At 64.4% G+C, this 19896-nt stretch carries 18 protein-coding genes; 12 read left to right on the forward strand and 6 right to left on the reverse strand.

Annotated features, from left to right (window positions below; translation table 11 throughout):
- Nucleotides 1-4: 4 nt before the first annotated feature.
- The 3 genes from EC912_RS12310 to hda all read left to right on the forward strand — a co-directional run bounded on the left by EC912_RS12310 (nucleotide 5) and on the right by hda (nucleotide 2947).
- Entirely contained in the window at nucleotides 5-994 is a 990-nt protein-coding gene (locus EC912_RS12310; protein ID WP_132144418.1) for a DUF2066 domain-containing protein, read from the forward strand.
- Nucleotides 995-1106: 112 nt separating this feature from the next.
- Nucleotides 1107-2255 carry an AI-2E family transporter gene (locus EC912_RS12315; protein WP_132144420.1) on the forward strand — a complete coding sequence of 383 codons (1149 nt, stop codon included), beginning with the start codon at nucleotides 1107-1109 and terminating at the stop codon, nucleotides 2253-2255.
- Entirely contained in the window at nucleotides 2252-2947 is a 696-nt protein-coding gene (gene hda, locus EC912_RS12320) for a DnaA regulatory inactivator Hda (protein ID WP_132144422.1), read from the forward strand. Before EC912_RS12315 ends, hda begins: the two co-directional genes overlap by 4 nt.
- A 41-nt stretch (nucleotides 2948-2988) precedes the next feature.
- Here hda and EC912_RS12325 read toward each other — a convergent pair whose 3' ends face one another.
- On the reverse strand, nucleotides 2989-4023 hold the full coding sequence (locus EC912_RS12325) for a metallophosphoesterase (RefSeq protein ID WP_165973581.1): 1035 nt from the start codon (nucleotides 4021-4023) through the stop codon (nucleotides 2989-2991).
- Between the two features lie 200 nt (nucleotides 4024-4223).
- Nucleotides 4224-5027: an inositol monophosphatase family protein gene (locus EC912_RS12330; protein WP_132144426.1), complete on the reverse strand. Its 804-nt coding sequence runs from the start codon at nucleotides 5025-5027 to the stop codon at nucleotides 4224-4226.
- 132 nt (nucleotides 5028-5159) lie between these two features.
- On the opposite strand from EC912_RS12330, the gene EC912_RS12335 reads away from it, so the two are divergent.
- The gene (locus EC912_RS12335; protein ID WP_132144428.1) at nucleotides 5160-5939 is read left to right on the forward strand and encodes an RNA methyltransferase; all 780 of its coding nucleotides are present in this window, start codon (nucleotides 5160-5162) and stop codon (nucleotides 5937-5939) included.
- On the opposite strand, the gene EC912_RS12340 is transcribed toward EC912_RS12335, so the two are convergent.
- Nucleotides 5918-6526 carry an exopolysaccharide biosynthesis protein gene (locus tag EC912_RS12340; protein ID WP_165973582.1) on the reverse strand — a complete coding sequence of 203 codons (609 nt, stop codon included), beginning with the start codon at nucleotides 6524-6526 and terminating at the stop codon, nucleotides 5918-5920. The two genes, EC912_RS12335 and EC912_RS12340, sit on opposite strands and share 22 nt — an antisense overlap.
- Nucleotides 6527-6690: 164 nt before the next feature.
- Here EC912_RS12340 and EC912_RS12345 point away from each other — a divergent pair, with 164 nt between their 5' ends.
- The 3 genes from EC912_RS12345 (at nucleotide 6691) to EC912_RS12355 (ending at nucleotide 10837) form a co-directional block, all read left to right on the forward strand.
- Nucleotides 6691-7233 carry an RNA polymerase sigma factor gene (locus EC912_RS12345; protein WP_243649251.1) on the forward strand — a complete coding sequence of 181 codons (543 nt, stop codon included), beginning with the start codon at nucleotides 6691-6693 and terminating at the stop codon, nucleotides 7231-7233.
- Nucleotides 7230-8288, forward strand: a complete 1059-nt coding sequence (locus EC912_RS12350; RefSeq protein WP_243649252.1) for a FecR family protein — start codon at nucleotides 7230-7232, stop codon at nucleotides 8286-8288. Before EC912_RS12345 ends, EC912_RS12350 begins: the two co-directional genes overlap by 4 nt.
- Nucleotides 8289-8398: 110 nt before the next feature.
- Nucleotides 8399-10837: a TonB-dependent siderophore receptor gene (locus tag EC912_RS12355; protein WP_165973583.1), complete on the forward strand. Its 2439-nt coding sequence runs from the start codon at nucleotides 8399-8401 to the stop codon at nucleotides 10835-10837.
- On the opposite strand, the gene EC912_RS12360 is transcribed toward EC912_RS12355, so the two are convergent.
- Together EC912_RS12360 and EC912_RS12365 are read right to left on the reverse strand one after the other, a co-directional pair.
- Nucleotides 10825-11796, reverse strand: coding sequence for a DUF535 family protein (locus EC912_RS12360; protein ID WP_132144436.1), 972 nt, complete (start codon nucleotides 11794-11796; stop codon nucleotides 10825-10827). The two genes, EC912_RS12355 and EC912_RS12360, sit on opposite strands and share 13 nt — an antisense overlap.
- A gap of 73 nt (nucleotides 11797-11869) precedes the next feature.
- Nucleotides 11870-13189, reverse strand: coding sequence for a hemolysin family protein (locus EC912_RS12365; protein WP_132144438.1), 1320 nt, complete (start codon nucleotides 13187-13189; stop codon nucleotides 11870-11872).
- Between the two features lie 128 nt (nucleotides 13190-13317).
- On the opposite strand from EC912_RS12365, the gene EC912_RS12370 reads away from it, so the two are divergent.
- Nucleotides 13318-13947, forward strand: a complete 630-nt coding sequence (locus tag EC912_RS12370; RefSeq protein WP_132144440.1) for a DUF47 domain-containing protein — start codon at nucleotides 13318-13320, stop codon at nucleotides 13945-13947.
- A 13-nt stretch (nucleotides 13948-13960) separates the two neighbouring features.
- Nucleotides 13961-15085, forward strand: coding sequence for an inorganic phosphate transporter (locus EC912_RS12375; RefSeq protein ID WP_132144442.1), 1125 nt, complete (start codon nucleotides 13961-13963; stop codon nucleotides 15083-15085).
- 13 nt (nucleotides 15086-15098) lie between these two features.
- Here EC912_RS12375 and EC912_RS12380 read toward each other — a convergent pair whose 3' ends face one another.
- Nucleotides 15099-15503 (reverse strand): hypothetical protein, encoded by a 405-nt coding sequence (locus EC912_RS12380; RefSeq protein ID WP_132144444.1) that lies wholly within the window; start codon nucleotides 15501-15503, stop codon nucleotides 15099-15101.
- Between the two features lie 91 nt (nucleotides 15504-15594).
- Between EC912_RS12380 and EC912_RS12385 the strand changes: the two genes are divergently transcribed.
- The 3 genes from EC912_RS12385 to ybaL all read left to right on the forward strand — a co-directional run bounded on the left by EC912_RS12385 (nucleotide 15595) and on the right by ybaL (nucleotide 19834).
- The gene (locus EC912_RS12385; RefSeq protein WP_132144446.1) at nucleotides 15595-15957 is read left to right on the forward strand and encodes an MGMT family protein; all 363 of its coding nucleotides are present in this window, start codon (nucleotides 15595-15597) and stop codon (nucleotides 15955-15957) included.
- Nucleotides 15958-16016: 59 nt separating this feature from the next.
- Nucleotides 16017-17831 carry a DNA helicase RecQ gene (gene recQ / locus EC912_RS12390; RefSeq protein WP_132144448.1) on the forward strand — a complete coding sequence of 605 codons (1815 nt, stop codon included), beginning with the start codon at nucleotides 16017-16019 and terminating at the stop codon, nucleotides 17829-17831.
- Nucleotides 17832-18142: 311 nt separating this feature from the next.
- Nucleotides 18143-19834 carry a YbaL family putative K(+) efflux transporter gene (gene ybaL / locus EC912_RS12395; RefSeq protein WP_132144450.1) on the forward strand — a complete coding sequence of 564 codons (1692 nt, stop codon included), beginning with the start codon at nucleotides 18143-18145 and terminating at the stop codon, nucleotides 19832-19834.
- Nucleotides 19835-19896 lie beyond the last annotated feature (62 nt).

The following is a 19896-nucleotide window of genomic DNA, read 5'->3' on the forward strand; positions in this document are numbered from 1 at the left end:
CGCCATGCGCCCAAGCCGCCTTCTCGCCGTTCTGCTGCTGCTCGCCCTGGCCGTGCTGTCGCCTGTCATGGCCCAGACCACCGTGTATTCGGTGACCGTGCCCGTGGCCGATACCACCCAGCCGGTCCGCGATCAGGCCTTCGCCTCGGCCCTGACCCAGGTGCTGGCGCGCGCCAACGGCGGGGCCGATCCCCGGACCAAGCCCGGTTATGCCGAAGCCATGAAGCAACCCGGCGGCCTGGTCCAGCAATACCAGTACGCCCGCGCCACCGGTGGCGCGGGTTCGCCGATGAGCCTCGAGGTCACGTTCGATCCCGGCGCGATCCGCCGTGTCCTCAGTGTCGGCGACAGTGCCGCAGCGGCTCCCAAGGCGCCGGTGCTGGTCATCGTCCGCGATGCCACCGGCAAGGTGCTCGCGCCCGAATCCCTGATCCCGCTGACGCAGATGGCGGACACGCGCGGCTATCCCGTCGTGTCGCCCAAGACCGACAACGTCCCCGATCCGGCCGCCATCGCCGGCGCCGACGCTACGACGCTGGCGAGCATCGCCCGGCAATACAACACCGCGGTCATCCTGCAGGGCACGGTCGATACCGGTGGCGACACGGACTGGACACTGGTGTCCGCAGGCCGTTCGCAGAGCTGGAAGGACAGTGGCGAGGCCTTGCCGGCACTGCTGGCCAATGGCGCCAATGCCATGGCCGATCGTCTCGACCGTCAGTTCGTCAGCTCCGCCAGCGGCAGCTCCAGCGGCAAGGTCTGGGTATCGGGCCTGCGTTCGGCGGCGGACTATGCCGCTTTGCTGGCTACCTTCCAGAACGATCCGGCAGTGCGTTCGGTCGCTACGCTTTCCGCGCAGAACGACGGCGTCCTGCTTTCGGTAAGCGCGTCGGCGCCCCTTGCCCGTCTGGTCGCCGGCTATGCCGCGGAGGGCCATATCCTGGCCGCCGATGGCCATGAAGGTGCCGATATCAGCACACGCTGGGTTCCTTGACAGTCCGCGTCAGGCCAGCCAGCCCCGCTTCGCGCGGCGTCTTCGGGCACACTCGCATCACATCCGCTTCGGGAAAGTCGCGGATTCCTTCCTTTAGTCGATCGGGACACGCATGACTCACGACACCTCGCGCCGCTGGCAGCTGCTGGCTATTGCCGCGGTCATCATCTTCGTGATCTGGCTGCTGGCGCCTGTGCTGATGCCTTTCGCGATCGCCGCGATGCTCGCCTATCTCGGCGACCCGCTCGCGGATCGTCTGCAGCGCCTTGGCATGGGGCGGACACTGGCCGTCAGCATCGTGTTCACCGTGCTGGTCATCGTGGTCATCGGCGCGCTGCTGCTGCTCGTGCCGCTGATCCAGCACCAGTTCGAGAACCTGTCGGAGAACCTGCCGCGATACATCGAATGGGTGCGCGGAACGGCTCTGCCCTGGGTGCAGCAGCGGTTGCATCTGGAGCCGGACACATTCGATACCGACAAGCTGATCGCTACGGTGAAGGAGCACATCGGTTCGGTCGGCTCCGTGGTTGCCGCCACCATCGCGAAGGTGTCCGCATCGGGCATGGGCATCGTCATGTGGCTGACGAATCTTGTGCTGATTCCGGTTGTTGCGTTCTATCTGCTGCGCGACTGGGACACGATGATCGCGACCATCCGTCGCCTGCTGCCGCGCTCGATCGAGCCGGTGGTGGTACATCTTTCGAAGGAGTCGGACCAGGTGCTGGGCGCCTTCGTTCGCGGCCAGCTGCTGGTGATGCTCGCGCTCGGCGTGTTCTATGGCCTTGGCCTCACGCTGGTCGGCATCTCCATCGGTCCGTTGATCGGCATGATCGCGGGTCTCCTCAGCTTCGTTCCCTATCTCGGCTTCATGATCGGCTTCGTTGCCGCGCTGATCGCCGCGCTCGTGCAGTACGGCGACTGGACCCACGTGCTGATGATCGCCGGTGTGTTTACCGTCGGTCAGTTGCTCGAGGGTTATGTGCTGGTTCCGCGACTGGTGGGCGGCAAGATCGGTCTGCACCCTGTCGCGGTGATCTTCGCCGTGCTGGCGGGCGGCCATCTGTTCGGCTTCCTCGGCGTACTGCTGGCGCTGCCGGCCGCATCGGTCGTGGTAGTGCTGCTGCGTTACGTGTTCGCCCGTTATCGCGAGAGCGAGCTGTATACCGAGCCGGCGACGGATGTTCCCGATGAGATCGAAGTCGACGTGGACGTCTCGGTGACGTCGCACGTATCCCGAACGGTCGACGACGGAAGTCCATGACGACACAGCTTCCCCTCGCACTTCGTTGGCCGCGTCGTCAGCGTTTCGAGCACACCTACGCCGGCGAGAACGCGGCTGCGATCGAAGCGGTGCGTCTGGCGGCCGTTTCGCCTGAAGCACCCTGGGTATTCGTGGCGGGACCGGCCGGTAGCGGTCGCACGCATCTGTTGATCGCCGCTTGCCAGGCCGCGATCGATGCCGGCCGCACCGCGCAGTATCTGCCGCTGGGTGGGATGCGCGGATCTCGTGCGGAAGCCATTCGCGGTATGGCGGGTAGCGACGTTCTTGCCCTGGACGATGTCGACGCCATAGCTGGCGACGACCTTGCGGAGCATGCACTTTTCGACGCCTTCAACCGTTATCGCGCCGAAGGGGCGACGTTGCTGTTCGCCGCGGATGTGCCGTCCATCGCGATCGATATCGTGCTGCCCGACCTGCGCTCGCGCCTGGGTTCATGCACGCAGTTCGTGTTGAAGCCATTGGCCGATGTGGAGCGCCGCACGATCATGCGCGAGCAGGCGAAGGTGCGTGGTATCGAGTTGGACGAGAACGTGCTCGACTGGCTATTCGCGCACCACGCGCGCGACCTTGGCGCACTGCTCGACCTGCTCGACCAGCTCGATCGTGCCTCGCTCGCCGCGCAGCGACGCGTCACGGTGCCATTCCTGCGCAACCTCCTGCGCAAGGATTGAAGTTGCGCGTCGCCATCTGGCGATGACGACGCGCGGCTTGCTCAGCCCTGGCCGGGCACCTGGATTTCCTCGATCAACTGCTTGTTCTCCGGATCGTTATTGCGCACCCCGTAGACGCGCAGCACTTTTGCTTTCGGGTAGTGCTCGACGATCAGGTAGGTGCGCTGCGAGGCCGATCCGCTCAGAAAGACCGGTACATTGCCGAAATTTCGCGAGTAGTAGCGGCCCATCCGGCCGTGCAAATGCCCCGCGAAGACCACGGGCACTTTGTTTGCCCTTACCAGTTCGGTGAATGCATTGCCGCTCCCCGCGTCCCATTCGGGCTGATGCACATGGATCAGCATAAAGTCGAAGTCGCGGGTGCTGGCATTCAGTCGCGGCATCAGTTCGTGAAGCCATGGCAACGATGAGGTGACGTTGAACTTATAGTTGAATGTCTTGTTCGTAGTGAACGAGACCTCGTAGGTGGGGTAGTTATTGAGCTGGATATTCGCTACGCGCTCGAAGCCCTTTGCCTCGAAGGCATACGCATAGCTACCGTCGAACTCGCCGCCAAACGCGCCCGTGTGGTCGGTGAAATCGAAGGCCAGCACGTTCCGGGACTTTACGTGGTCGCGCAATCCGTCAAGGCTGTCGCGTGCGCATCCGTTGTTGGCGCATCCGGAGCCATTCGACTGGCGGATATTGTTGTCGTAGTCGTGGTTGCCCAGGCCGAGATAGTAGTTGTCGCCGAGAATCCGGTACAGGCTGGACATCTTGCTTCGCTGCCAGCCATGACCGTAGGCGGTGAGATCGCCATTGATCACTACGGGAATATTCATGCCCGGACGCGCTCGCCGATACCCGGCGATGCTGTTGTACTGTTCGCGGATCAGTTCTTCGGAGCGGCGCTCCTTCTTGCTGTCGCTCTCGTCGCTATTGCCCTGATCCATTTTGTCAGTCCACGGATACTGGGGATCCGAGGTCACGATCATCGTTCGCGGGATTTCGTCGAGAGTCTGGGCATGGGCGGCCGATACGAGGCCGAGCAAAGCCAGCGCGCCGAAAACGGCGCGACGTAGGGTTTTGCGATTCATTGGGGAAGTCCTTATCGATGTGAAAGCGCCGGCCGTGGGGACGGGCGGCGGAATGGATTGTGCAAACCCCATTACATCGAAAACGGAACTTCGTCACACTCTTGTGGCGCATAAGCATGGCCGCACGAGGTGCCGCGGGCCTCGCTGCCACGCTTGCCAGGCGAATGCCTACAAGCGCGGCAGGGCGCCGCGCTGTGTTATCAGGCCTGAAGCAGTCGCGGCGTCGCGTGGGCGCCGATGACCGTGGTCATGGCGGCAGCGATCTTGTGATTCGCCGCGATGATATTGCCGTTGGTCGGCAGGCCTTCGCGGCCGGCGAAATCGCAATACACGCCACCGGCCTCGCGAACGAGCAGGCCACCAGCGGCCATGTCCCACGGCTGCAAGCCCGGCTCGAAATAGCCGTCGAGACGACCGGCCGCCACATAGGCGAGGTCGAGTGCCGCCGAACCCATGCGACGGATGTCTTCGGCCTCGGTGAGCAGGGCCTGGGTCATCGCCAGTTGGGACTCGATATGATTGCGGGCGCGATACGGGTAGCCCGTGCCGAGCAGCGAGCCGGCAAGACCTTCGCGCTTGCTGACGCGGATGCGGCGGTCGTTGAGGTACGCGCCATCGCCCTTGCTGGCGGTGAACAGTTCGTCGCGAAGCGGATCGAACACCACGCCGTAGACCGGCTCACCCTTGTCGAGAAGGGCGATGGAGACGGAGAAGTGGGGGATGCCGCGAAGATAGTTGTGCGTGCCGTCGAGCGGGTCGATGACCCACACCAGCGGACCCTTGCCGATAGCGCCCGATTCCTCGCCGAGAATGGCGTGGGTCGGATAGGCGCGACGCAACTCCTTGACGATCTCGGCTTCCGCCAGTCGATCGACTTCGGATGCGAAATCCATCCGCTGCTTCTCGACGACGGCAAGGCCTTCGATGCGGTTCATGTAACGCAGGATGATATTTCCTGCGGAGCGCGCAGCGCGCGCCGCTACGTTGACTGCGGGTCTTGGCATGGGCTTGACTTGGTCGAGAGCAAAGGCCGCGGTCGTGCCGCGGCGGTGGGCGAGTTTAGCATCCCGGGCGCCGCGCCCCAAGTCGGACCCGTTGTAGACTTTCCCGCTTTCCGCCTTTCATGCGTGTCCCCCATGGCCTTATCCGAGCTCAGCGACCGTTTCCGCTTCATTCTGGTGCGTACCTCGCACTCGGGGAATATCGGCTCCGCCGCCCGCGCGATGCGCACCATGGGCTTCGATGGCCTGAGCCTGGTGGCACCCAACCGCTTTCCCGACCCCGAGGCCACGGCCCTGGCGGCGGGTGCGGACGACGTCCTGGGACAGGCCGAAATCCACGGCGATCTGGTGGAGGCGCTGGCGGGCACGACCTTTGCCCTGGGACTCAGCGCCCGGCGCCGGGGCGTGACGTTGCCCGAACTGGATCCCCGCGAGGGGGCCCGCCAGGCCCTGGCGGCGGCACGGCGGGGCGAAAAGGTGGCGCTGGTTTTCGGCAACGAACGTACGGGGCTGGAGAACGACGAGCTCTCGCGCTGCCATGCCATGGTGCGCATTCCCAGCGTGGACGATTTCAGCTCGCTGAATCTCTCGCAGGCCGTTCAGGTCGTTGCCTACGAGCTACGCACGGTCATGCTGGCCGAGGAATCGACCGCCGCCGATATCCAGGTACCCGAGGAGGACGTGCCGGCCGATGCCGAGCAGGTCGAACGCTTCTTCGAGCACCTGGCCCGGACACTGGACGACATCGACTTCCACAAGGGCCGTTCGCCGGTGACGATCATGCTTCGCCTGCGCAAGCTGTTCCTGCGGGCGCGGCCCGATCTGCGCGAGCTGCGCATCCTGCACGGCATTCTTGCCGACGCGCAGCGCATGGCCCAGCTGGCCGGACAGGATCAGAACAAATCGCGGACGTAGTCGGTCAGAGCGCGGCTGAAGGTGGCGGATGCGACGATGATCGTCACCACGGCGGCCCATACGGCAAGCAGCAGGGCACCGTCCCGCTCCACCAGCGCGAACGCGAACGCGATCAGCATGCCGCCGAATACATAGTTGGTGAAGGGAATCGGCAACGCCAGCAGGATGCCGATCAGCACCATGACCGCCCCGGAGACGAGTGTCATCGGTCGCCGGGTCAGCGCCCGCAGACGTGGTTTGCATAGCGCTTCCAGCCGGCGCGTGGCTGGTTCGATCCGGTCGAGGAATCGCAGCAGTCCCTGTCGCGAAAGCGTTCGCCGGCGCAGGAAGCCGGGTATCCAGGGGTGCCGAAGGCCGAACAGGAGCTCCAGTCCCAGGGCGATCACCAATACCCCCATCACGCCGCCGATGCCCAGCGGGACGGGAAGAAAGTTGGGGATGGCCAGCAGCAGGAGCAGGAATCCGAAGGCCCGGCGCTGTAAGGGGGCTAGGAGCGCATCGACGCTGATGCGATCGGCCTGCTCCGCCGCCAGGGCGCGCCGGAGCAGGCCGGTCGTCTTCATCTGTAGCGGTTCGGGGTTGTCCATGGCCCCATAATGCGATCTCGCCTTGAACGCCCTTTGAACCAATCGTCGGTATCGGGCGAGCGGCATTTCAATTTTCGGCCCCGCGAACGTCATAGCTCTGGAACGTCCCAGACGCATGGCCAGTCACCCAGATGCTCAACCCGGAAAGTATGGATAACCGACACGTGAGCGACGACGTGCCCATCGATGCGCAAGCGCCGACGGACCGTGCCGCGCGGGTCGCGAAATTGTTCGACGAGCACAACCGTTCGCTGGTCGCATTCCTGCAGTGCCGGCTCAATTCGCGGGCGGACGCACAGGAAGTGGCGCAAGAGGTCTACGTGCGGATGCTTTCGCTGGACGAGAACGTCCGGGTCGATTCCCCGAAGGCGCTGATGTTCCGGATCGCCTCCAATCTGGCCGTGGACGGTATCCGCAAACATGCCGTCCGGAACAATGCGCCGGTGGACCCGGATACCGACGACTGGCACCGTCCCCCCATACCCGAGCGGCACACCGACGCCATCCAGCAGTGGGGCGTCATCGAGGAAGCCTTGCGCGAGCTACCCCCAAAAACACGCCGCGCTTTCGTGATGCACATGATCGAAGGGCGCGAATTCGGCACCGTCGCCCAGGTCATGAATCTTTCCGAGCGCATGGTGCGCTATCACGTCAGCAATGCGCTGGCCCATTGCCGGGCACGATGCAACCGAGCGGAGACGCCATGATGGCCGCAATTTCCATGCAACCCGACGAACTCGTCCTGCGCGAGGCCGCGACCTGGTGGTTGCGCCTGCGGGAAACCCACGTGCCGGAGGAATCGGTCGGACAGTGGTTGACCTGGATGGACTCCGACGAGTGCCATCCCCGTGCTTTCGACCAGATCGGCGAACTCACCGAGCAGTTCGCGACAGCGGACGAGGCGACGCGCATGCGGCTCATCGCCGTGCTCGCGGCGCCTGCCGCCCCCTTTGTGGCGCCAGTTGCCCCGAAGGTCGAGCCGCGTGCCCGGCGCGCGCGCTGGCCGGTTTATGTCGCTGCCATTGCCGCGTCCCTGGTCGTGGCGGTTTTCGCCGGCCGCCTTCTCGATCGTCAGGCACGCGACAACGTGTCGGCTGGCCAGCGTTATGCAAGTTCCGTGGGGCAGAACGAGGATATTTCGCTGCCCGACGGATCGAGCATCGCGCTGGGCGGTGCCTCGGCGCTGACGACGCGCTACGACAACGGTCATCGTCTGATCGAGTTGGATACCGGAGAGGCCTTCTTTCATGTGGCCCACGATGAGAAAAGGCCCTTCGTTGTCACGGCGGGGCCGCTGGCGATCCGCGATCTCGGTACCGCATTCAATGTCCGCCGTACCGATCAGCGTGTGATCGTCGCGGTTACCGAGGGGCGCGTGCGCATCGCACCGGCCGGCCGTTCGACGACGAACGACGGGACTGTCCAGAGTGCTCTGGAAGCCGTGGCCGGTCAGCAGGTGTCGTACGACCCCGTGACGGCTGCGATGACCGTAAGCAACGTCGAGCCCGAGCACGCCGTGGCGTGGCGGAGCAATCGCCTGGAGTTCGATAACGAGCTGGTTTCGGTGGTCGTGGCCAATATCAACCGGTATAGCCGGCGGCCGGTGCAGATCGCCGATGCGCGCCTGGGCGCCATGACGTTCACCGGGACGGTCAAGATCGATTCCATCGACAGCTGGCTCGACGCATTGCCGCAGGTGTTCCCGGTGCGCGTAAGTTCGTTCGCCGACCGGATCGTCTTGTCCAGGGCGGAGCGCAAATAGTGCCCGGATGCGGCGGAGGGCGCTGCGCTCAGGACGGCACTATGGTTTTTCCAGGGCTCATGCCAAGCTTTCCGTTTTAAATCGGCATGGGACGAAGGGGCTCTCCTCGCATGGTAAGGCTCGCGCTGTACGCGACGGGAGGATGTCTTTTGCTCTCGCTGGCGGCAGCCGGCGCATGGGCCGTTCCCGCGACGGGCTCGACCGGAAGTCTGAACGCGCCGGCGAAAGTGAGCATCGCCATCCCGGCACAGGCACTCTCCACGGCGCTGATCGCGCTTGGGCAGCAGGCGAACGTGCAGGTCCTGACGGCTGGCGACGAAGTTGCCGATCTCCGCAGTGCCGGCGTCAAGGGACAACTTACCGTCGACGAGGCCATGACCTCGCTGTTGCGCGGCACCGATCTGGACTTTGCCGCGTACGACGCGGGTACGGTGGTGGTGAAGCAGCGCGAGGCGCCGGACGTTCCGTCGTCCGGCCACGGACGGCAGACGATCGAACCGCTGGCACCCACGGTGACGCCGCTCGCGCCCATCAGCGTTCAGAACGCCGCGAACGACAACGGATACAAGATCGACGCAACGCGCGGCGCGACACGCACCGATTCGCGACTGGTCGACGTGCCGCAGTCGGTTTCCGTCGTGACGCGCGATGCGATGAGTACGCAGCAGGCCATTTCCGTGGGCGATGTCGTTCGCCAGGTGGCGGGCGTGCAGTACGTCGATGGTCTGGTAGGACCGCCGCTATTTCGCATTCGCGGATTCAATGCCGGTAACGGCATGACCGACGGTATGCCCAACGGCGTGGCCAGAACGGAAGACCTGCCGCCTTTGATCGCCATCGATCGGATCGAGGTACTTAAGGGGCCGGAGGCCATCCTCGGCGATGCGTCCGTCAGCAACAACTTCGGCGGGTCGCTCAATGTGGTGATGAAGAAACCGCAGCGCGACCCTGTGCACGAACTCACGTTTTCCATGAGTCGCTACGACGGCGCGCGCGTGGGCATCGATCTCGCGGGAACAGTAAATGGCTCGGACTCGGTCACCTATCGCCTGATTGCGGCTGGCAATTACGCCGATCATTCGCCTCAGGGTTATCAGGGCCAGCGCGGTGGTTATCTCGCGCCGTCGATCGCCTGGCAGGGCGCGTCCACCCGCGTCATGGTGGGTGCCGAGCGGGTGGACAACCGCGTGCCCAGTCCGGATCACACGGTATTGCTTGGCAATACCCTCGCGACGGCATCGCCGGAGAGTGTCCGGCTGGGCAGTCCCACCGACCACGCGATATTCAGGACGACCCGGCTCTTTTATTCGCTGGACCAGGCGATCGCTCCGAACTGGACGTTCCGCAGCCAGGGCCAGTACGTACGACAGAAGAACAGCGGCCAGGGCTGGTCGCTCGTCGGCAACAGCGACGGACCGGGCGCGGTCGGCGCGGTTGCCCGCAGCTATCGTTATTCGGATGCGTACTACACGCTGCAGAACGACATCATGGGCTGCTTCGATCAGGGATTTCTGAAGCATACCGTCGTGCTTGGTTTCGATTTCTCGCGGACACATGCGGGCAGCGGCAGCGACACGAATGCCGTCGTGCGCACTCGCGTGCTTCCGTACGATGTTTTCTCCAGCGCCATGCTGCCGTCCGCGCGCACGCAAACGACATCCTCGCTAGCGGTCGACGACGTGCAGCCGCTTGGTGGCTCCTGGTCGACCAGCACAGGTATCTTTCTGCAGGACCAGATAACGATCGGCGAGCGCTGGGACGTCTTGCTGGCGATCCGGCGCACGACGTACGAACTTGAAACGCAGAGCACTCCCTACGCAGGGCAGCGCACGACGCGCGAGGCGCAGTGGATTCCGAAGGCGGGCGTGGTTTACAAGGCGACACCCGACATATCGATATATGCGAACACGGTCAGCGGGTTTCAGGCGGACGCGTTGCTCGGCGAGAATGGACAGCCGTTGCCGCCCGCAAAATCCCGGCAGGTCGAGGCGGGTGTCAAATTCGATCTGTTCGACCGGAATGCCCGCCTGACGGCCGCGGTGTATCGCATTCATCTCGATCACAGCGTCGATCTCGTATCGCCGGAGCCGCCATATTTCGCGACACCGGGCCCCGGCCAGACGAACCGTGGGCTGGAACTGGAGTTCGCCGGACAGATCGCTCCGGGGCTGGCGTTGCTGGCCAGTTATACCAATGCACATATCCGCAATCACGACGGCACGCCGACAACGGGAGCGCCGCGTCAGCAGTTCAGTACTTGGGTCAGCTACCGGTTCCAGCACGCGCCTCTACAGGCGTGGGGCATCGGTGCCGGCGTAATAGCTCGCAGTCATAGTCTGGGGCGCACGAGCATCGACGGCGAGTATTTCGGTATTCCGGGGCAGGCGAGTGTCGAAACCAATGTGTCGTACTACGGCAGCAACTGGCGGGCGACGCTCGGCGTGAAGAACCTCTTCGCGCGCACGTTGTACGCGGTAAATTTCGACGCGGCATTCGTGCCCATACGCGAAGGTCGCGTGGTGATGCTGAGCGGCGTTTACGACTTCTGAGCGTCCCATCGCAGCGCTCTCAGTAACAACTCGCAGGCGTCCTCGCGGAACTGCTCGCGGCGCCGCCGCGCGGCGCTGCGTTTCCCGTTCGCCACGCCCGGATCTTCCACCGGCTCGGCACAGGGAAGTTCGTAGCAGCCATCGTTGCCCAGCAGTCCGCCATGTTCGATCCAGAACCGGTCGTAACTGTCTTCGGTCGTGCGGGTTCGTTGCGTGACCGGAAGCGCCGCGTGGGAGACCGCGCGAATACGCCTGAAGCCGTACATCGCAGCAAGCGACCGGACCAGCGACAGGAGCAGATTCCGCGGGCCCAGGCCGTTGCTGCCCTGAATGAACCGGCGAACGGGGCCGGCCCCCATGTATGCCCACGATCCGTGCATGGCGCCGACGAGAATGCCTTCATGTCCCGCGAAGGTGATCGTGCAGGACGAGAGAACCTCCTTGTCGCTATTGACCACGAACAGATCGAGCTCGCCGGCCGTACCCGTCGTGGATTGCCGGAGATAAAGATGCGCCAGGGCACCCTGGTCGAGCACCAGCGTCGCCATGCGCGCGCCGTGTCCCCTCAGGAGTTTTTCCCGCAGCTTTTTCGGGAAGCGTTGCAGCAGGAATCGATAGTGCGCATCGACCATGCGATGGCGGGCCTCGCGCGAGAACCTCGCCGATATGTAGTGCGAATGCCAGCGTGCATAAAGCCGGGGATCGGTTCTGACCGCTTGCCGCATCGCGTCGTTGCCGTGCAGGAAGCGAAGCCAGTCGGTCTGCCGGCGCAGCATGAGCATGCTGCGCAAGGTGTATTTCGCCAGTCCCGCGACGCGTCGCGCGGTCGAGGCACTGCGCAGATTCCAGTGATCGCGACAGGCGGCCGCCATCAAACGGTAGCCGTCCCGGGCCATCGGCACCGCAGCGTGCGCGCCCGCGCCGTTGTCGCCATCGTTCCACGTACTGAGAGCTTTCATTCCCGCCCCGATTCCATCGCGTTCAGCTGGATTACAAGCTAAGACGGGCGAGGGGGATTTTTTTGAAATGGCGTCAGGTCGTGAACTCGGCCCGACCCTCGATGGCGCTGGAAACCAGCAGCTTGTCGATGCGCGCTCCGTCCATGTCCAGCACTTCGAACGTAATTCCCTGCCAGGTGAACGATTCGCCCGCTCGCGGAATGTGACCGAATTGCGCCGTAACCATGCCAGCGGCTGTGCGGAAATCGTGTTCGTCTTCATTTGGCAGGCTATCGATCTGCAGCAGTTCGCGCAGATCGTCGGCGGGCAGCGAGCCGTCGACGAGATAACTGCCATCGGTCCGGCGCACGATCGGTCCGTCCGTCGACGTGTCGTCGGTCGCGGGGGCGGTCGCGCCCACCACCGCGGTGAGCAGGTCGTTCAGTGTGATCAGGCCCTCGATGTCGCCGTATTCGTCGACGGCGAGGGCGAGCTGGGTGTCGGCGTCGCGGAAGGCTTCGAGCAGGTCGAGCGCGCGTGCGGTCACGGGGACGAACAATGCCTTGGCGACGTGCTCGAAGAGGTCGGGCGTGCCTTCTGTGAGCTGCGTGAGCAGCCGCTTGACCTCGACCACGCCCACCACATCGCTTTCGTCGTGCCGGTAGACCGGGTAGCGCGAATAGGGCGTTTCGCGCAGTACCTGCACGTTGTCCTCGCGGGTCCCGGCGATGTTCAGCCATGCGATCCGCTTTCGGGGCGTCATGACCGAGTCCACCGTGCGGTCGCCCAGGCGCAGCACCCGGTTGACCATGTTGCGCTCGTCCGGATCGAGGATGCCCTGCTCGGCGCTTTCGGCCACCAGCAGGCGGATCTCATCTTCGGTGGCCGCGCTGGAGCCCTTCCGGTGCAGCCGGAGGAGCCTGAGGATCGAGGTGCTGAGCAGGTTCAGCAGCCAGACCAGGGGCAGGGTCATGCGGGAAATCACCATCATCGGCAGGGCGATCTGGCAGGCGATGCGTTCGGGTGCGGTCAGGGCCGCCCGTTTCGGCACCAGTTCGCCGATGACGATCTGAACCAGCGACATGAAGACGAAGCCCAGCAGCCAGCCGACGATCCGGGCGTAGGGCTCCATCCAGGCGGGTTCGCCTCGGTGGAGCAGGGCGGTGAAGTATTCGCCCAGGCTGTCGCCGGCCACGGCGCCGGTAATCAGGATGATCAGGGTCATGCCTACCTGGACGGTAGACAGGAAGCGCTCGGGCGATTCGGCCAGGTGCAGGGCCGTGCGGGCCCGGCGGCTGGTGCGGGCCATTTGCTTGAGCCGGCTCTTGCGGGAGGCGACGACCGACATCTCCGAGAGCGCGAAGAAGGCGTTGGCCAGGGACAGGAAAAGGACCAGCAGGAGTTCGGTGAGCATTGCGGCTCTTATAGCAAAACCGACGCGTCCGGTCCCGTACGTCTCTGTTCGGAGGCGAAAAGTTACCGATTCGCGAAGCGTCCTAGTAACATTATCGTCATATATCCCTCTTGTTCCAGGCAGCGTGCATGTTTTCACTCCAGACGATCTTCGGTAAGGGCGACAAGTTTTACGGGCTGCTCGAAGCCAGCGCGGACGCTGCCCGTGAAAGCGCGACCGCCATGCACGAGTTGGTCGTCCGCCCGGATCGCTCCCCGGTCATGGCGGCTTTCAGCACCGCCCGTGCCCGCGAGAAGGCATTGCACGCCCAGATCGGCGAGGAACTCGTCAATACGTTCGTTACCGCGCTGGACCGCGACGATATCGAGGCGCTGAATTCCGCGCTGTACAAGATTCCCAAGACGATCGAGAAATTCGCCGAACGCTATGTCATCGTCGCCGATCGTCTGGCGGGCATCGATTTCAGCCAGCGTGCCGCTCTGCTGGAGAGTTCGGCCAAGGTCGTCGTCGAGATGATCGGCGAGCTGCGTCGCGGTCTGCGTATCGACCCGGTGAAGAAGCTGCGCGACCAGTTGCACGCGCTGGAATCCGAGGCCGACCGTCTGCTGCTCGACCCTTATCGCACGCTGTACGCCGAAGGCTCCGATCCGCTGCGCGCCATTCTGGCCAAGGACCTGTTCGAACTGATCGAGAAAGCGGTCGACAAATGCCGCGATGTCGGCAACGTCGTCTATACCATCGTACTCAAGAACTCCTGACGGCTGGCGACCCATGAGCATGGTCCTCGCGGTCGTCCTGATCGCTCTCGCCTTTACGTATATCAACGGTTTCCACGACACGGCGAACTCCATCGCCACCGTGGTGGCCACGAAAGTACTTACTCCCGGTCAGGCGGTGCTGCTGGCCGCGGTCACCAATCTCGTCGGTGCCCTGTGGGGCACGGCTGTCGCGGCCACCATCGCCTCGGGCCTGATCGATGCGGGCGTCGTGGAGGTTGGCTCGCAATTGCTGATCAGCGCGCTGCTTGGCGCAACGATCTGGAACCTCATCACCTGGTGGCTCGGCCTGCCCTCGAGTTCCAGCCACGCGCTGGTGGGCGCCCTGTGCGGCGCAGCCATGGCGGCGTCGGGCGACAACGTCCACTCGATCATCTGGTTCGAGAGCGGCGTCCACTGGTGGCTGGGCAAGGGCATCATCCCGAAGGTCATCGTGCCCATGGTGATTTCGCCCCTTCTCGGTTTCAGCATCGGTTTCGCCGTGATGGGCGGGCTTTACGCGATGCTGGGGTGGTTCTCCAGCCAGAAGGGGACGTTGCACCGCTTCGGCCGTACGCCATTCGTCAATAGCTTCTTTGGCAAGGCCCAGATCGTTTCGGCCAGTGCCATGGGTGTGTCCCACGGCATGAACGACGCCCAGAAAAGCATGGGCATCATTGCCCTCGCGCTTGCTGGCGCCACGGCGGCCGGCCAGTTCGACCACCTGCCGACCTTCCTGCATTTCCTGCGGATCCAGCACGACAGCACGGCCGCCGGTGGCTTTCCTATCCCGATCTGGGTGAAGGTCGTCTGCGCGCTGACGATGGCGGCGGGTACGGCCGGTGGCGGCTGGCGCATCATCAAGACGCTGGGCCACAAGATGGTCAAGCTGCATCCGATCAACGGGTTCGCGGCGGAGGCCAGTTCGGCGGCGGTGATCCTGTCGGCCTCGCTGATGGGCGTGCCGGTGTCCACGACACACAACGTCTCCGCGTCGATCATGGGCGTGGGCGCGGCCAAGCGTTTCAATGCCATCCGCTGGTCGGTGGTCGAGCGGATGGTCTGGGCGTGGATTCTCACGCTGCCGGTCACGGCGGCCGTGGCCTATGGCCTGGTCCGGCTGGGGCAGTGGTTGTTCTGATGAAGCGGGGGCCTTACAGCGCGTCCGACTCTCCGTTGATCGACTGTTCCAGCGTGTCGCCGAGTGCCCCCAGTTCATCGATCAGGCGCGCCAGTTCGCGGTCATCCAGATATTCGTAGGGGCGGTTCTCGCACAAGTGCAGATAGGGCGACCCATCGAGGTCGGCCGTGGCCAGGAAGCCCGTTCGCTGTTCCCAGTTGAAGCGCAGGCAGCGCTTTGCGTCCGTGCCCGCCAGCGGCCCGACGGGCGTGGAAATGCGCAGGTAGCGCTGTCCCGCGTCGTCTTCCAGTTCGGCCAGATAAATGCCCTGATGGCGGCCATCTCTCAGTTTCAGATCGAAGCTGATCAGGTAGGGCTCGTTATGGCGGAGCTTGTGGATGCCGCCGATGTGCGAACGGATCGCCTCGAAGTGACGCATGGCCGCGGTCCATCGATAAGGTGTGACCGATGGTAACCTCTGCGACGGCACAGGTGAGACGGCCGGCGCACTTCGGATGGCAACGGAAAGCATGGCAACCGACGAGATCGGCGACAAGGCACGAGCCCTGCGCGCCAAACGCATTCTGGCGGCCGTGGCCGCTATCCCGCGCGGTCGCGTGGCCAGCTATGGCGCCATTGCGGCCCGGGCCGGCTATCCCGGACGTGCCCGTCTGATCGGCCGGGTGCTGGGCGACGCACCGGATCGCCTCTCGCTGCCCTGGCACCGGGTGCTGCGGGCCGACGGGCGTATCGGCATACCGGAAGGCACGAAGAGCTATCGCGAACAATGCAAACGCCTGCGCGCGGAAGGCGTGGCCGTCACCGACGGTCGTGTGGCGATGAGGCACTTCGGTCTGGACCATGATCTGGACCGGGCCATCTGGGGCGGCTGACCATTCCTCCGGACGAAAGACGCACACGGGATGAGCGCGCCGTTTGTTAGCATGTGTGGATGCAGTCTCAAGCTCTCGACCTTCTCCACAGTGTTTTCGGCTACTCCGAGTTCCGCGGCCAGCAACAGGCCATCGTCGAGCAGGTAGCGCAGGGCGGCGACGCGCTGGTGCTCATGCCCACGGGCGGCGGCAAGTCTCTTTGCTATCAGATCCCCGCGCTTATGCGCGAGGGCACGGGCATTGTCGTCTCGCCGTTGATCGCATTGATGCAGGACCAGGTCGATGCGCTGCGCGAAGCGGGGGTGAGAGCCAGGTATCTCAATTCCAGTCTGGACGCCGAAACGCAGCGCGAGGTCGAAGGGCAGTTGCTGGCCGGCGAACTCGACATGCTCTACGTCGCGCCGGAGCGTCTGCTGACCGGGCGGTTCCTCGGTCTGCTCGAACGCACGCCGGTCGCGCTGTTCGCGATCGACGAAGCGCATTGCGTGTCCCAGTGGGGGCACGATTTCCGTCCCGAATATCGTGAGCTGGCGCTGCTGCACCAGCGCTTTCCCGATATCCCCCGTATCGCGCTCACGGCCACCGCCGATCAGCGCACGCGCGATGAAATCGTGGAGCGTCTCGCACTCGACGACGCCCGCCAGTTCGTGGCCAGCTTCGACCGGCCGAACATCCGTTATCGGGTGGCGCCACGTCAGAACGCGCGGCGTCAGTTGCTGGATTTTCTCGATGGCCATCGCGACGAAGCCGGCATCGTGTATTGCCTCAGCCGTCGCAAGGTCGACGATACGGCCGCCTGGCTCGCCGAATCGGGCGTGACGGCCCTGCCGTATCACGCGGGCCTGGATGCCGAAACGCGCACGCGTCACCAAAAACGTTTTCTTCGCGAAGATGGCGTCGTCATGGTCGCGACCGTTGCCTTCGGCATGGGCATCGATAAACCGGACGTGCGTTTCGTCGCGCATCTGGACCTGCCACGCAGCATGGAAGGCTACTACCAGGAAACCGGCCGCGCGGGCCGCGACAGCCTGCCGGCCGAGGCGTGGATGGTTTACGGCCTGGCGGACGTAGTCACGATGAGTCAGATGATCGCCTCGTCGGAAGCGGGAGACGATCGCAAGCGGGTGGAGCGCTCCAAATTGGAAGCGCTGCTTGGCTACGCCGAGACCACGCGCTGCCGCCGTCAGCTGTTGCTGCATGCATTCGCCGAAGACCATGCGGGTGCCTGCGGTAATTGCGATAACTGTCTTGCGCCGCCGAAAACGTGGGATGCAACGGTAGCCGCGCAGAAAGCCATGTCGTGCGTCTATCGCAGCGGACAGCGTTTCGGCGCCGGTCACGTGATCGACATCCTGCGTGGCGAGAGCAGCGAGCGCGTGCGCCAGCTCGGGCACGACCAGCTCACGACGTTCGGTGTGGGCGCCGACATGGACGAGGCGCAATGGCGTTCGGTATTTCGCCAGTTGCTGGCGGCTGGCTTGCTCGAAGCCGATCCGGAGGGTTTCGGGACACTGCGCCTTGCCGCTTCCAGCCGTGCCGTGCTGAAGAGCGAACAGAAAGTCTGGCTCCGTGAGGATGCCCGGGTAGAGAAGGGCACGCGCCGCCGCAAGGAGCGCAGCACGGCGCCCGGCGGCAGCCTCGGCATCGAGGCTTACGAACAGCCGTTATGGGACGAACTGCGTCGCGTGCGCGCCGAACTGGCGAAACAGCACGGCGTGCCGGCCTACGTCATCTTCCACGACGCCACGCTGCTCGCCATGTTGCGCGCGCTGCCGGGCGACGAGGAGGAACTGGCCTCGATCAGTGGCGTGGGCGAGCACAAGCTCAAGCGCTATGGGAAGGATTTTCTGGCGGTGTTAACGGCGGTTTCGTAGAGAGGTCGCCGTTTCCTCGCTGTGTAGGTTTTCGCGCGCAGGCGCGCCCCCACAGAAAGCCGAGGTCGCCTATCTCCTGTGGGAGCGCGCCTGCGCGCGAAGGGTGCTTGCACAAACACTGCAGGATCGCGGCAGCCAGCTCCCTTCCCGGATTTGAGAAAAATCGTAGTCAATCCGTGCATCGCGAAATCTTGCGTCAGCCTTTCCCCGCCCATACATCTTCATTCCGGACGCAGATCGAAGTCCGGTATCGGGGGTACCCAGCTGTTGCCACGGCGTGGCGCCAGTAAACGACGACTCAAGGAGCCGCCATGCACGACGCAACGCCTCTCATTGCCACCATTGTCGGTGGCCTCGTACTTGCCTTCTTCTTTGGCGCTATCGCCCATCGGCTGCGCCTGCCCATCCTGGCCGGCTATCTGCTGGCGGGTGTCGTGGCGGGGCCGTTCACGCCGGGCTATGTCGCCGACGCGCATATCGCGCAGGAGCTGGCGGACCTCGGTGTCATCCTGCTGATGTTCGGCGTGGGTCTGCACTTCTCCGTGAAAGACCTGATGGCGGTCAAAGCCATATCGATCCCAGGCGCGGCCGTGCAGATGGCGGTGGCCACGGCGCTGGGCATGTTGCTGGGCTGGGCGCTTGGGTGGCCGCTGGCGCAAGGGTTCGTGTTCGGTCTTGCGTTGTCGGTTGCCAGTACGGTCGTACTTTTGCGCGCTATCGAAGAACGCCGGTTGCTCGACACCGACCGTGGCCGCATCGCGGTCGGCTGGCTGATTGTCGAAGACCTTGCGATGGTTCTCGCGCTGGTGCTGCTGCCCGCTATCGCCGGTTTCCTCGGCGCGGAACAGGGTGCTCCGCAGCAGTCGATGGGCGAGCTGGCGAAGGTCGTCGCGTTTACCTTCGGCAAGGTCGCGCTGTTCATCGCCCTGATGCTCGTCGTCGGCAAACGGCTCATCCCCTGGGTGCTTCAGTCCGTGGCTCAGAGCGGTTCGCGCGAACTCTTCCGGCTGGCCGTGCTGGCGATTGCCCTCGGCGTGGCCTTCGGCGCGGCGCGGCTGTTCGACGTGTCGTTCGAACTAGGCGCGTTCTTCGCCGGCATGATGATGGGCGAATCGAAGCTGTCGCAGCAGGCCGCGGAAGAAACGTTGCCGCTGCGCGATGCGTTCGCCGTCCTGTTTTTCGTGTCGATCGGCATGCTGTTCAATCCCGGCATCCTTCTGGAAAGTCCGTGGATCGTGCTGGCGGCGTGCCTGATTATCATCGTCGGCAAATTCGTGGCGGCGTTCGTCATTGTGCGCGCGTTCGGCCGTCCGCTGAAGACTGCTCTGACGATTTCGGTCAGCCTTGCCCAGATCGGCGAGTTCTCGTTCATCCTGGCCGGGCTTGGTGTGTCGCTGGGTCTGCTCAGTGCCGAAGCGCGCGATGTCCTGCTCGCCGCGGCGATCGTGTCGATCCTCGTCAATCCCCTGCTGTTCGTCGCGCTCGATCGGTGGGTTCGCCGGGCCGAAGCGGCGGAAATACCGGTCGTGGAGGCTATCCCGGACGAGCTGGAGCCGCAGCCGGTGAGCGCGCTGAAGGGACATGCCGTACTGGTCGGCTTCGGCCGGGTCGGGCGCCGCGTCTTCGAGAAATTGCGCAAGACCGGTCAGCCGATCCTGGTCATCGAAACCGACGAGGATGCCGTCCGTCCGCTGCGCGAACACGGCGGCGCCGAAGTCGTAGTGGGAAATGCGGCATCGGGCGCGGTACTCGCGGCGGCGAACCTGGCGCAGGCCGCCTCGCTGATCGTGGCCGTGCCCAATCCGTTCGAAGCGGGGCAGATCGTGCGCTCGGCGCGGGCGGAACGACCGGATCTGGACATCGTCGCACGCGCGCATTCGGAGGAATGCGTCGAGCATCTGGCCAGCCTGGGTGCCAGCCGTGTCATCTACGGCGAGCAGGAGCTCGCGCGCAGCCTGTTCGAAGCATCCTGCGAGCGTCCCTCGGCACCGCCCGTTTTCTGAAGGATCGCCAAGCACACGTCGCACTAACGAACGGGCCGTTACCTTTGTGCCGATCAATAATT

This window comes from Luteibacter rhizovicinus, assembly GCF_004342265.1.
GTDB lineage: Bacteria > Pseudomonadota > Gammaproteobacteria > Xanthomonadales > Rhodanobacteraceae > Luteibacter > Luteibacter rhizovicinus_B.